Origin of the sequence: Terrisporobacter vanillatitrophus, from assembly GCF_051148895.1 — a bacterium.
Taxonomy (GTDB): Bacteria; Bacillota; Clostridia; order Peptostreptococcales; family Peptostreptococcaceae; genus Terrisporobacter; species Terrisporobacter vanillatitrophus.
Genome location: NZ_CP154625.1, coordinates 692,439 through 705,886, shown reverse-complemented (window position 1 = coordinate 705,886; position 13,448 = coordinate 692,439). Strand labels below are relative to the sequence as shown.

Genomic DNA, 13,448 nt, shown 5'->3' with positions numbered 1-13,448 from the left:
CTTTTCGATAATTATAAAACTCTCCTTGCCTTTACATAAGCATTTACATAGTATGAACTATTCATGTCATTTATAACAACTTTTCCTTGACCTGATGCTGCATGAATTAATTGTCCATTTCCTATGTAGATACCAGTGTGAGTAACCGCACCATTGTTTGAACCAACAGTATCAAAAAATACTAAGTCTCCTGGTTTTAAATTACTTCTACTTACATAAGTTCCATAGTTACTTTGTAAAGTTGATGTTCTAGGTAATGTTATTCCAGCAGTATTTTTAAATACATAGTATGTAAACCCTGAACAGTCAAATCCACTAGGTCCTTGAGCACCCCATACATAAGGCTTCCCTAATAATTGTTTTGCAAAAGAAATTACCTTACTTGCTGAAGTACTAGTTGAAGAATTTGAATTTGAAGAACTTCCTGAAGATGGTTTACTGCTACTTAAATATGAACTAGAAACATATCCCGTTATACTTCCACTAGTAATTTTTGACCATCCATTACTAGTTGATTTTACTGCTACTTCTGTTCCATGACTTAATGTAGTAATTACTGAGTAGTTTGTTCCCGCTCCTTTTCTTACATTTAATCCAACACTTGAATCTATATATTTAGTAGTTAATGTTTCACTATTTGAATCATTACCAGTACTTGGTTTACTGCTACTTAAATACGAACTAGAAACATATCCTGTTATACTTCCACTAGTAATTTTTGACCATCCATTACTAGTTGATTTTACAGTTACTTTTGTTCCATGACTTAATGTAGTAATTACTGAGTAGTTTGTTCCTGCTCCTTTTCTTACATTTAATCCAACACTTGCATCTACGTATTTAGTAATTGACGTTTCATTACTATCATTATCTGAAGTGCTTCCTGAGCTTTGTAATTTACTGCTTAAATATTGATTTGAAACATATCCTGTTATACTTCCACTAGTAATTTTTGACCAATCACCACTTGTTGTTATTACATTAACTTTAGTTCCATTAGTTAATGTTGCTATTTTTGCATAGCTAGTTGATGGTCCTTTTCTTACATTTAAACCAGCAGGAGTATTAACATATTTTTCACTTGTTGAAGTTGATGTTCCCTCTGATATATAATCCTTATGAACATAACCTGTTTTTGAGTTATATGTTATTTTTCTCCAACTACCATTTGAACCTAAGTAAGTAACTGTTTTTCCTTTTTCTATTTTACCCATAGAATCATATTCTTTGCTTGGTCCAGTTCTAAAGTTTACTCTTCCTGTTATTGTTCTTGTATCATCTGCATGAGAGTTAGTTACATCGGTCATTGGTGCTACTAGCGCTGTAGCCAGCATACCTGCCATTACATATTTTTTATTTATACTCATATTTAATCGATTTTACAATTTTAAAAATTGTAATTTCTATCCCCCTTCCAATATGTAACATCTTTGAAACATATTTACTTGGTATTAATACTATTATTACATTTTTATATTAGTTTGTCTATATTTCGACAGTAAAAAAAATACAAATTTGTAACTTTTTCGTAACTTTTTCTATTTGAAATAGTAATGTATTTTCTAATTCAATTTTAATAAATATTATTTGTGGAAATCAATTATTTTTATGTGATTTTTATTCAATTGGACAAAAAAATAAAATGGTGAATCTTATCAGATATCACCATTTTATCTATAATTAAGTTATTTATTTTTATAATTGAGCTTCTATTTTTGCTTTTATATGCTCTTTTGGAAGGAAACCTACCATTTTATCCACTACTTCTCCATCTTTGAATATTATCATCGTTGGAACAGTTGTTATTGCATATGTTCTTGCAACATCTAATGCTTGATCCACATCAACTTTAAAGAAGTTAGCTGTATCCATTTCTCCACTTAACTCTTCAAATACAGGAGCTAACATTTTGCAAGGTCCACACCAAGTTGCAAAAAAGTCTACTACGCATACTCCATTTTCTATTGATGTATTAAAATTATCGTTATTAAGTATTTGTGCCATTAAAATATCCTCCATATTTTTCTATATTTTGTTTGTCATTTATATTTTATTACAATAACAGATTTATATCCATATTATTATTAATATATATACCCATTTTTTACATAAATACACATTTTTATATTTATATAAATAAATTTAGATTTGATTCTTCTGTTGCTCCTAAATAAGATGCAACTCCTCCTATTTCTACACCATCAATAAATTCTTCTGCTTTTATACCCATAAGTTCCATACTCATAGAACAAGCTACAACTTTTACACCCATTTCCATTGCATTTTTTATTAATGTATCAATATCATCAACATTATGCTTTTTCATAATTTGTTTTATCATTTTAGGTCCCATACCACCCATATTCATTTGTGATAAAGGTAATTTATCTGTATTTGATGGCAACATCATATCAAACATTTTCTCCATAGTATCTTTTGAAACAGATGGCTTGTCTTTACTTTTTAAGATATTAAGTCCCCAGAACGTAAAGAACATAGTTACTGGTTTTCCCATAGATGCAGCCCCTGTCGCTATTATAAATGATGCAATTGCCTTATCTAAATCACCACTAAATACTACCATCGTAGCTCCATCTTTTTCATTATTGCTTAAAGAGCAAGAAGGATTTACTTTTACATCTTTACTTCCTTTTTGTATATAAGCCACAAAGGCTTTTTTATTTTTATCAAATTCAGATTTTAATAAAGTATTTCCTGTTTTATCACACCATGAGTCAATGTCCTTTGTGAAACCAGGATCACTGGCCTTAACTTCTAGTATTTGATTTTCTTCCATTTTATTAATTTCTTCAAATACTCTTCTTATTGGACCAGGGCATTGAAGCCCACAAGCATCTAGAGTAACATGCGCATCTACATTTTCCTTATTAAAATCATTTTTATTCATTTCTTTTCCCCCATTATTTTTACTGATATTTTGATTATTTAAAGCTTTTTCTGCTTTTTTAACAGCTAAATAAGTTTTTATTCCACCATCAATATTCACACAATCAAAACCATTTTGGGATAATATTCTACAAGCAATATATCCTCTAAGTCCTACTTGACATGTGACATAAATCATTTTATTCTTAGGTATTTCATTTAATCTATGTCTTAAAACTGTTAAAGGTATATTAATTGAATCTTCTATTACTCCTGTAGCTAATTCAAATTCTTCTCTTATATCTAGAATTATAGAATTATTATTGTCTAATTTATCAACTTCATACCATTGAATAACATTTACATTATTTTCAATTATATTTTCAGCGTAATATCCTAACATATTAACAGCATCCTTTGCTGAATTGTATGGTGGAGCATAACATACTTCCACATCTTGTAAATCATATATGCTAAGATTACCTTTTATTGCAGTAGCTATTATATCAATTCTTTTTTCTACTCCATTTATCCCCACACCTTGTGCTCCAAATATTTTTCCATCCTTAGGGTCAAATGTCATTTTATAAGAGATTGGAAAAGCACCAGGATAATATGATGCACTTGATGAAGGATGAATATGAATTACTTCATAATCAATTCCTAGCTTTTTCAAAGTCTTTTCATTATTTCCTGTTGTAGCCACAGTATAGTCAAAAACTTTTGCCACAGATGATCCAAGACTACCTTTATACTCTGATTTTTTACCACAAATATTATCTGCAACTATTCTGCCTTGTCTATTTGCTGGCCAAGCTAAAGGAATCATTGTAGGTTTTTTATTTACAAAATCCATAATCTCTACAGCATCACCTAATGCATAAATATTATTATCTGATGTTTTCATATGCTTATCAACTACTATAGCTCCTCGTAGATTTAGTTTAAGACCACATTCTTTTGCAATAGTTGTTTCTGGTTTTACACCTATGGATAAAATTATCATATCTGTATTTATTTCTTTTCCACTTGCTAATACTATCTTTTTACCATTGTTTTCAAAAGAATTTACGCCATCTTTTAATATGACTTGTATGCCTTTATCTACAATGTGTTCATGAATTATACTTGCCATTTCTATATCTAGTGGTGCCATAACTTGTTCACTAGCTTCTACTAATGTAAGATTTAACCCTAAATCATACAAGTTTTCTAACATTTCAAGTCCAATAAATCCTCCACCAACTACAGTTACATGCTTTGGTTTATTCATATTTATAAAATGCTTAATTTTATCTGTATCTGGTATATTTCTCAAAATAAATAAATTATCACAATCATTGATTCCTGAAATTGGAGGCTTAATAGGACTTGCCCCTGGAGATAAAACTAAGTCATCATAAGTTTCGTCATAAGTTTCATTATTTTTGTGATTTTTAACTGTTACTATTTTATTTTCCTTATCTATTTTAATAACTTCACTAAAATTTCTTATATCTATGTTAAACTTATTACTCATAGATTCTACACTTGTGACTATTAGCTTATCTCTTTCACTTATTGTTCCCCCAATATAATAGGGAAGCCCACAGTTAGCAAAAGAAATATATTCTCCTTTTTCAAACATTATAATATTTGCATTTTCATCTAATCTTCTAAGTCTAGCTGCTGTAGATGCACCACCTGCTACACCACCAACTATAATTATCTTCTTACTCATTATAAAACCCCCTCATTTTTATAAATACTACTTAATACTTACAATATATAGGAATAAGATTTTTTCGACTGTAACATTGTCACATAAAACGAAATTTTTTTATTTATTTTTTTATATCATTAAGATTGCAAATAATAATAAGTGGGTAATTATTTTATAAATAGATTTATATATACAATTAATATATTAATGCAATTGTGAAATAATATTTAAAGGAGACCTTTCAATGAAGATATATGAAGATATAAGTTCATCAGAGCTAAATAATATGATAAATAATAAAGAAAAACTTATCTTACTTGATGTTAGAACAGAGGCAGAATATAATACAAGTCGCATTCCTAATGCTATAAACATTCCTATAAGTGATTTAGATTCACAAATAAATCACTTATTACCTTATAAAGACGAAAAAATTATTATTTACTGTCGTTCTGGGAAAAGAAGTATTTATGCCGCCCATTTATTAGATGAATATGGATTTAAGCATTTATACAATTTAACACAAGGTATTATTGGTTATTTTAATTATCTATAAAATTACATATACTTCATTTGAAGTAATTAATCTACATAATTAAATTAAAATGATAAGTAATGATGTTTTCTTCTCATAAAATATGCTCCCTTCATAGTGACAGTTTTATTATTTTACCTGTCTACTATAAAGGGAGCATATCATATCATTCCTTTACAGATTTTTTTGATTTAGTCTAACTCAAGCATTTCGCCTTTAATAGAGTATATTATCATTTCACAAATATTTGTTACATGATCTCCTATTCTCTCTAAAAAACGTCCAACTAATAGTAGTCTTACTGCTTGAGGTATATTTCTTTCATCTCTTTTCATTGCAGAAATACAATCTATATATACTTCATTATATAAATCATCTATTATATCATCTTGTAAAGCAGTTTTGTGAGCTAGTTTTACATCACTATTTATAAAAGCAACTTTTGCACTTTTTAACATATCCATGCTTACTCTCTTCATTTTAGGTATATCGATCAACTCTTCCACGTACTCATCTTCACCTATTTTAATTGTTTCCATGGCAATATTTACAGCATAATCACCTATTCTTTCAAGCTCTGTAGACATAATGCTAAGTGAATATATAGTTCTTAAATCTTTTGCCATTGGTTGCCTAAGGGCAATAAGTTCAATAATTTGTTCTCTTATGTATCCTCTTAAATCATCTATATCATCATCTAATCCTATTATTTCTTTTGATTTTTCTATATTTTTTTCAACCATTGCATTTACAGCTTCTTCAACAATATTTTCACACTTATCTATCATTTCTATGGTAGTTTCTTTTAAAGAATTTATACTTAAACCTAAGTTATTATCATTATTTTTCATGTAAACACTCCTTATTTTTATCCAAATCTACCTGTAATATAATCTTCCGTTCTTTGATCTTTGGGATTTGTAAATACTGTTTTTGTGTTATCAAATTCCACTAAATCTCCACTTAGAAAAAATGCTGTTTTATCAGAAATTCTTGCCGCTTGTTGCATATTATGAGTTACTATTACCACTGTAAATTTATCCTTCATTTCTTCTATAAGTTCTTCTACCTTTAATGTTGAAATAGGATCTAGTGCTGAAGTTGGTTCATCCATAAGTATAACTTCAGGCTTAAGAGCAATAGTTCTAGCTATGCAAATACGTTGTTGTTGGCCACCAGACAGCCCAAGGGCTGAAGATTTAAGTCTATCTTTAACTTCATCCCAGATAGCTGCACCTTTTAAACTTTCTTCAACAATCTTATCCAGTTGTTTTTTATCCTTTATGCCATGGATCCTTGGACCATATGCCACATTATCATAAATACTCATTGGAAATGGATTTGGTTTTTGAAATACCATTCCCACCTTAGTCCTAAGTTCTATAACATCGTCATCTTTATAAATATCTACTCCGTCTAACCTAACTTCTCCAGTAATTTTCACATTATCAATAAGGTCGTTCATTCTATTTAAAGTCCTTAGAAAGGTAGATTTTCCACATCCAGATGAACCAATTAAAGCAGTTACTTCATTAGCTTCTATATTTATACTTATATTTTTTAAAGCTTTATTATCACCATAAAATAATTCTAAATTTCTTACACTTATTTTAATATCTTGTGACATTTTAACACCTCTCTTTAGTAATTAGCTTTATTAAACTTCTTGCTTATTAATTTAGCAATATAATTTAGAACTAATATTATTACTATTAAAACTATTCCCACTGCACAAGCCTGATTTATATCTCCATTTTCCTTTGTTACTAAATATGCTTGTACTGTTAAAGTTCTTGCACTATCAAATAGTGAGTAAGGCATTTGTGCCACAGTTCCTGCTGTAAGCAATATAGCCGCCGATTCTCCAATAACTCTACCCATGGCTAAGATTACCCCAGACAAAATCCCTGGTATTGCACTTGGAATAATAATTTTATATAGAGTTTGAAACTTTGTTGCACCTAATCCTAAAGACGCTTCTCTATAACTGTCAGGTACAGTTTTCAAAGATTCTTCTGTAGTTCTAATTATAATAGGTAGAATTATAATAGACACAGTAAGCGCTCCTGATAATATGGAATAAGAATAATTAAGAGCTACTACAAAAAAAATTCCTCCGAATAATCCATAAACTATGGATGGTATTCCTGATAAACTTTCTGTAGCAAATCTAATTATTTTAACTATCTTTCCTTGTTTTGCATATTCTTGCAGATATACCGCTGATAATATTCCAATAGGAGTTGCTATTAATATGGATAATAATACTACATATAATGTAGTTACAATCATTGGCTTAATTCCACCATTACTAGAAGAATAATTTGCAAATATAAAGGATGGACTAATCAATTTTATACCATTTAAAAATATAAAACCTACTATTAATATAAGAACACTTACTGTAAATATTGCACACAAATATACTAGAGCATTCAATATGTTATCTTTAGTTTTATTCATATTAGTCTTCCTCCCTATTAGAAATCATGGTTAGTATTAGGTTAAGTATAATAATAAATATAAATAACACAATTCCTGTAGCAAATAACATTTCTTGATGTGTTCCAAAGGCGTATCCCATTTCTAAAACAATATTTGTAGTAAGAGGTCTTACGCTATCCATTATTGACTTTGGAATTGACGGTGAATTTCCTGCTACCAATATAACTGCCATAGTTTCACCAATAGCACGCCCTACTCCAAGTACTACAGCTGCTAAAATTCCTGATTTTGCCGCTGGAAGAATTATATTAAAAGTAGTTTGTGTTTTTGATGCTCCCAGCGCCAAAGATGCTTCTTTATATGATTTAGGTACAGCTCTTATTGCTGTTTCTGACACAGTAATTATAGTAGGCAACATCATTACGGCTAAAACAATAATTATTGCTAGTAAACTTTGACCTTTTGGTAAATTAAATATTTTTTGTATATTAGGAACGAGAAATGCTAAACCAAATATTCCATATAATACTGATGGAATTCCTGCCAATAACTCTACTGCTGGTGAAATTATTTTACTCAAGGATCTTGGGGCAACTTCTACTATAAATGTTGCAGTTAAAATTCCCACAGAAACACCTATAATTAAAGAACCTAATGTAGCATATACTGAAGCTAATATCATAGGTAATATACCAAATTTATCTGCAGATGGTACCCATTCTGTTCCTAATAAAAAATCAATAAAGGAATATCCTTTAGATATAAATGGTATGGAACCTTTATAAAAAACAAAGCCTATTATAAGTAATAAGCTTATTACAGAAATAAATGCACTTAATAAAAAAATCTTTGATGTAAGGCTTTCTATTAAATATTTATTTTTATTTGAATTATTATTCACACGATTAATATTTCCATTCATAGGCCTCTCCTTAGATGTATAAAATCCTCCTTAGATTAATAAAGGAGGATTTATTGATCATATTATTTTATTCTTATTAGTCCATTTTCTTCAACAATTTTTTGTCCTTCTTCACTTAATATAAAATCTATTAATTTATTTCCATTATCTTTTAAATTTTCTTCTTTATATATTAATAAGAATGGTCTTGATATTTTGTAAGATTTATTTTTTACATTCTCTGCCTTTGGTTCAATCTCATCAATATTTAAAGCATTTATTTTATCGTCGATATATTCAAAAGATATAAATCCAATAGAGTTTTCATTCCCACCTACTGTTGATTTTATATTTCCTGAACCATCACCTATTTGAGCATTTTTAGTAAGTTCTTCTGATGTATATCCTACTATTTCTTGAAAAGCATCTCTAGTTCCAGAACCGTCTTCTCTTGAAACAACAACTATCTCACTATCCTTCCCACCTAGTTCTTTCCAGTTTGTGATTTTGCCAGTATAAATATCTTTTACTTGTGACATTGTAAGAGATTTTATATTATTAGCTTTATTTGTGATTATAGCTATTCCATCATAAGCAATTTCAACTTCTGTAAGACCTTCTGCTTTTTCTTGATCTTTCAAATCACGAGATGACATACCAATTTGAACCGTTCCATTTATTGCATCTTTTATCCCTGCTGAAGAACCTAATTGATTTATCTCAACTTTTATGCCTGAATTAGCTTCTTGAAATTTTTCTGCTTCTTTTTCCATAAGAGGCCCTACGGATGTTGATCCTGACACAGTTATACTACTAGTACTTGAATTAGAGTTTTCAGGACTTTCACCTTTTCTACAAGCTGTAGATATAATCATTGTTAATAAGCATAAAAACAATGTAATTAATTTTGTTTTTTTTGACATATATTATACCTCCATTATTATGTAATAAATAATTTATTATTTTAAATTATCATTAGTATAACCAGGTAAAAAGATTAATATTTTAAAAAGCAAAAATTCAACTTAACTCAAAAAAATAAGACATCCTTTGATGTCTTATTTTATTTTTAATATATCATCGATTTCATTAATTAAATTTTTCTTGTCAGTATCAGAAATTGATTCTTTATCATAAATCTTTTCTTTGATACCTTCTATTTTCTTATCTTTTTCATTTATTTTTGCTTTAAATTTATTTTCTACTTCTTGGATACTTTGACTTAGTCTATTAATTAAAGATGCCATCTCGTCAGAACTTCCTGCAATTCTATTTAATAACATTAAATTTTGTCCTAAAAGTTCTGGAATATCTTCATGAGAATATCTAAGTTGATGGTCTATTTCTCCATAACCTTCTTCAAATATAGTTCTAACTTGAACTTCAGTAATAAGCTTTTTATTAGTTGGATAAGATTCAACTAAGTAATGTACTGATCTATATCCTGATGGTCTTGAACAAACAGCGATTCCCTGTTCATCAAACTTTTTAGTGTCATCTCCTTCTCTTACATTAGCCACAATCTCCATAACATCCCACATATTAGTTATAAAATTATGTATTTCTTCCCAATCTTCTTTAAATATATGTATTACTCTTATTCCAAGCAAATCCGTAATTTCATCTTTGTAATTTTCTACTGTAAAATTAAAATCTTGTCCATATTTAGCTCTTCTCTCAGGAGTTTTCCTAATAACTTTTTCTATTAAATGGCTCATATCTTTTACTCTAGTTTTTACTGAGTGAACCTTTGGCTGAGCTCTGAGTATATTTGCAATTAAATCAGCCTGCGTTTCGTAATTTTTTTTTGAATCGATAAAATCATCATGTATTGCTTTTAAGTCTTTCCAACTTATATTTTCTTTTTTAAGCTCTTCTTCATCTATTTTATACATATTGAAAAACTGTTCTTTATTTATCATTTTCTCCTCCAGCTAATTATATCTATTTTTATTTTACCTTATAATTATGCATATTTATATTTTTTTTATCCTTATTATTATATTCTTAATTCACATATTGATAATCTCCTTTCGTGACTTTATCACAGAATAAAAGGATATAATATGTTTAAATAAGTACATATTAAACATTTTAACCCTACTATTAGGTGAATTTTTCCCATATGTATTATATAAAGTTCAAGCAACAAATCCTAAAAATCACTTGCCATGTTATGGCTACAAGATTTACACTTAGTTAAGGTAATATTATTTGCCAGTGTATTATTATCAATATGTCAAGTTATAGATATATTTGATATTAAATCAATCCTGAAAAAATAATTTTGGAGGATATATAATGAATAAAGAGTATTATTTAAAAGAAACACTTCCCTTTTTTAAGGATTTAAATGATGATGAAAAAAATGAATTAATTTCAAAAAGCTCTGTAGGCAAATACGAAAAAGGTGAATTAGTTCATTCTAAAAATTCATCTTGTACAGGATTATTAATTACTATGAGTGGAAATTTCAGAGTATTCATTTCTGCCCCTAGCGGTAGACAAATTACTTTATTTAAGTTATATGACAGAGATGTTTGTATGTTATCGGCTTCCTGCGCATTTCAAAATATAACTTATGATGTAAATTTAGAGGCCCAAAATGATGCTAGTGCTATAATTATTGATAGTTCATTATTAAAAAAGTTGTCCCAATCTAATATTAACGTTATGAACTATATTCTTAATCTTACACAAGACAAATTATCCGAAGTAATGTATGTATTAGAACAAGCAACTTTTTTTAGCTTAGATGAAAGAATTACTGATTATCTATTAGAACAAAGTAGATATCAGGATTCAAATATGCTTTATATTACTCATGAGAATATAGCCAACGAATTAGGCTCATCTAGAGAAGTTATTAGTCGTATACTTAAGAAGTTTGAAAAAGAGGGAAAAATAGAAGTTTCTAGAGGAAAAATTAAACTTATTAATTTATAGTAATTAAAAAAGAGTTATTTCAACAACTATAACTATGTTGGGATAACTCTTTTATATTTCTAGTATATTACAACTCACATCATTACTACTCATTTTTTATTTAGATTTATTTTTTAAGTCTAGCCCCAAATAAATTACATCTTTTATGGGACTGTTATAATATTCTTTTATTTCCTTAAATCCTAATTTGTAATATAAATCTACTGCCCTTCCCAAGTGGGAGAATGTATCTAATACTATTACGTCATAATCTAATTCTTTTCCAGCTCTAATTATGTATTCCATAAGTAATTTCCCTATACCTAAACTTCTAAACTCATTTCTTACATATAACCTTTTTACTTCACAACAATGATTTGTTAAAGATCTAAGTCCAGCACAACCAGCAATTTTTCCATTATACTTTGCAATATATAATCGCCCCTTTGGTAATGCATATTTATCTTTTAAAGTATCTAATTCTTCTTGAAAACTTCTAAAACAAGAGCTTACACCTTCCACGTCCTTATACGTTTCTACTAACATATTTTTGTATTCTGTAAATAGCTCTTTTATTGAATCAATTTCATCGTAAGCTAACTTTATTTGAATTTCTTGCTTTTCCACAATAACACTTCCTTTTCGCTCAATATTATATAGTTATTTCACCATATTACCAGTAATCCCCTCTATTTTATGCAAAAAACGTATTGAATTAACAATACGTTTTTTAGTCTTTTATTTTTCTTCATGCACATTTAAATCAATAATTAATACATCTCTTGGTACAAATCTGTCTCCCATAAATTCATTTAGCATTTTACAATATTCTTCTACCCATTGAGCCTTAGATATATTTTTATACATATGATCATCAACAATATTTAGAAAAACTAACTTTACCTTATATCCTTTTTTCATAAGTTGGTGCATAAAAGTAAATCTATTAGCTACTTGGTAATAAGTACTAAACCATTTGTTAAAATCACCCTTTATTCCAAGCTCATCATAAGTTTCTTTCATTGAATCTAATATTAATCTTTTATTGTTCTCATTTGTAGATGCTAACTTACTTCTTAATTCTTTAATACTACTTTTATTTTCTACTAAAATTATCATCTTTTCCTGTGAATCTTTCACAGTTGCCAAGCCGATTCCATCCCAAACAGGCTCTCTTTGTGGCCAAAATCTTAAATCTTCTTTTTTTAGTGGAAATCCATTGTCATTTAACTTTTCTAGTAGAGAAGGTGAATTTAGCATATACTCTCTAAAATTCTCATTTTCTAGAGGTGATAACCATTCTATAGACTCAATTCTTGTATCTCTATTAATTATTCTTTCATTTAAGATAGACCCATTATTTTCCTTAATAATTTTTCTTATCCAGTACTTTCCATTTATTTTTTCATTCAAATCAACACTCACGCAAACTCCTCCTCGTAATTACATTTATATACAATTAAGGTTTTATTTATGGCCTAAATTCTAAAATAGACAATAAAGTTCTTTCCTCATATACTTTTATATGATTCTTTCATCTTAAAAGTGATTAAATAAGATATATTTATTAAGACTTTACCTTATAATTGTCATAATTTGACTTTAAGTGTTTATTTTATGCGCTATTGACATATTATCCTCCCCCATTTCGTATAGTAAAAACTACTTGATAATATGTAATAATAGTTGAGAATATTACAAGTGTTAATATCTAACTTTTATAAAATGTGTTTACTAAATTTACAAATTAAAAATCTATCAATTATTAAATCTTAATACATAAAAAATCGTATCAAAATTAAATTGATACGATTTTTTATGTGTTAATCTCTTTTCTTAGCTTTATGATAAAGTTTTTCAGTTTTAGTTTTATTTGTGCCACAATCTCTAGCACCTATTTTTTGTCCATTTTCTATTCCAATGTCTGCTCCATGCTCAGAATACATTTTTCTAAGTTCTGCATTTGATTTCGGTCTGTCTTTCATTCTATTTTTGTTGTTATCCATAATGTGACTCTCCTTGATGATATTTTAATTATAATTTATCCAATAAAA

Annotated in this window: 14 protein-coding genes; 2 read left to right on the top strand and 12 right to left on the bottom strand. The window is 28.2% G+C overall.

Features of this window, described 5'->3' with window-relative positions:
- Positions 1-11 precede the first annotated feature (11 nt).
- From TVTCOM_RS03665 to TVTCOM_RS03655, 3 genes are all read right to left on the bottom strand, one after another.
- Positions 12-1,367, bottom strand: coding sequence for an SH3 domain-containing protein (locus tag TVTCOM_RS03665; protein ID WP_434798496.1), 1,356 nt, complete (start codon positions 1,365-1,367; stop codon positions 12-14).
- A gap of 328 nt (positions 1,368-1,695) precedes the next feature.
- Positions 1,696-2,004 carry a thioredoxin gene (trxA, locus tag TVTCOM_RS03660; protein WP_434798495.1) on the bottom strand — a complete coding sequence of 103 codons (309 nt, stop codon included), beginning with the start codon at positions 2,002-2,004 and terminating at the stop codon, positions 1,696-1,698.
- Positions 2,005-2,128: 124 nt separating this feature from the next.
- Positions 2,129-4,606, bottom strand: coding sequence for a CoA-disulfide reductase (locus TVTCOM_RS03655; RefSeq protein ID WP_434798494.1), 2,478 nt, complete (start codon positions 4,604-4,606; stop codon positions 2,129-2,131).
- A 226-nt stretch (positions 4,607-4,832) separates the two neighbouring features.
- On the opposite strand from TVTCOM_RS03655, the gene TVTCOM_RS03650 reads away from it, so the two are divergent.
- A complete protein-coding gene (locus TVTCOM_RS03650; RefSeq protein ID WP_434798493.1) occupies positions 4,833-5,144 on the top strand; it encodes a rhodanese-like domain-containing protein in 312 nt (103 codons plus the stop codon).
- 170 nt (positions 5,145-5,314) lie between these two features.
- Here TVTCOM_RS03650 and phoU read toward each other — a convergent pair whose 3' ends face one another.
- The 6 genes from phoU to TVTCOM_RS03620 all read right to left on the bottom strand — a co-directional run bounded on the left by phoU (position 5,315) and on the right by TVTCOM_RS03620 (position 10,391).
- Entirely contained in the window at positions 5,315-5,974 is a 660-nt protein-coding gene (phoU, locus tag TVTCOM_RS03645; protein ID WP_434798492.1) for a phosphate signaling complex protein PhoU, read from the bottom strand.
- Between the two features lie 17 nt (positions 5,975-5,991).
- Positions 5,992-6,750, bottom strand: a complete 759-nt coding sequence (gene pstB / locus TVTCOM_RS03640) for a phosphate ABC transporter ATP-binding protein PstB (protein WP_434798491.1) — start codon at positions 6,748-6,750, stop codon at positions 5,992-5,994.
- Between the two features lie 14 nt (positions 6,751-6,764).
- Entirely contained in the window at positions 6,765-7,586 is an 822-nt protein-coding gene (pstA, locus tag TVTCOM_RS03635; protein ID WP_434798490.1) for a phosphate ABC transporter permease PstA, read from the bottom strand.
- A 1-nt stretch (position 7,587) separates the two neighbouring features.
- Positions 7,588-8,490 (bottom strand): phosphate ABC transporter permease subunit PstC, encoded by a 903-nt coding sequence (gene pstC, locus TVTCOM_RS03630; RefSeq protein ID WP_434798489.1) that lies wholly within the window; start codon positions 8,488-8,490, stop codon positions 7,588-7,590.
- Positions 8,491-8,552: 62 nt separating this feature from the next.
- Positions 8,553-9,392: a phosphate ABC transporter substrate-binding protein gene (locus TVTCOM_RS03625; protein WP_434798488.1), complete on the bottom strand. Its 840-nt coding sequence runs from the start codon at positions 9,390-9,392 to the stop codon at positions 8,553-8,555.
- A 135-nt stretch (positions 9,393-9,527) separates the two neighbouring features.
- A complete protein-coding gene (locus tag TVTCOM_RS03620) occupies positions 9,528-10,391 on the bottom strand; it encodes a RelA/SpoT domain-containing protein (protein ID WP_434798487.1) in 864 nt (287 codons plus the stop codon).
- 379 nt (positions 10,392-10,770) lie between these two features.
- On the opposite strand from TVTCOM_RS03620, the gene TVTCOM_RS03615 reads away from it, so the two are divergent.
- Positions 10,771-11,415: a Crp/Fnr family transcriptional regulator gene (locus tag TVTCOM_RS03615; protein WP_434798486.1), complete on the top strand. Its 645-nt coding sequence runs from the start codon at positions 10,771-10,773 to the stop codon at positions 11,413-11,415.
- Positions 11,416-11,511: 96 nt separating this feature from the next.
- Here the strand turns inward: TVTCOM_RS03615 and TVTCOM_RS03610 are convergent, their stop codons facing one another.
- From TVTCOM_RS03610 to TVTCOM_RS03600, 3 genes are all read right to left on the bottom strand, one after another.
- Positions 11,512-12,021, bottom strand: a complete 510-nt coding sequence (locus tag TVTCOM_RS03610; protein ID WP_434798485.1) for a GNAT family N-acetyltransferase — start codon at positions 12,019-12,021, stop codon at positions 11,512-11,514.
- Between the two features lie 111 nt (positions 12,022-12,132).
- The gene (locus tag TVTCOM_RS03605) at positions 12,133-12,819 is read right to left on the bottom strand and encodes a hypothetical protein (protein WP_434798484.1); all 687 of its coding nucleotides are present in this window, start codon (positions 12,817-12,819) and stop codon (positions 12,133-12,135) included.
- Between the two features lie 398 nt (positions 12,820-13,217).
- Entirely contained in the window at positions 13,218-13,400 is a 183-nt protein-coding gene (locus TVTCOM_RS03600) for a hypothetical protein (protein ID WP_434798483.1), read from the bottom strand.
- Positions 13,401-13,448 lie beyond the last annotated feature (48 nt).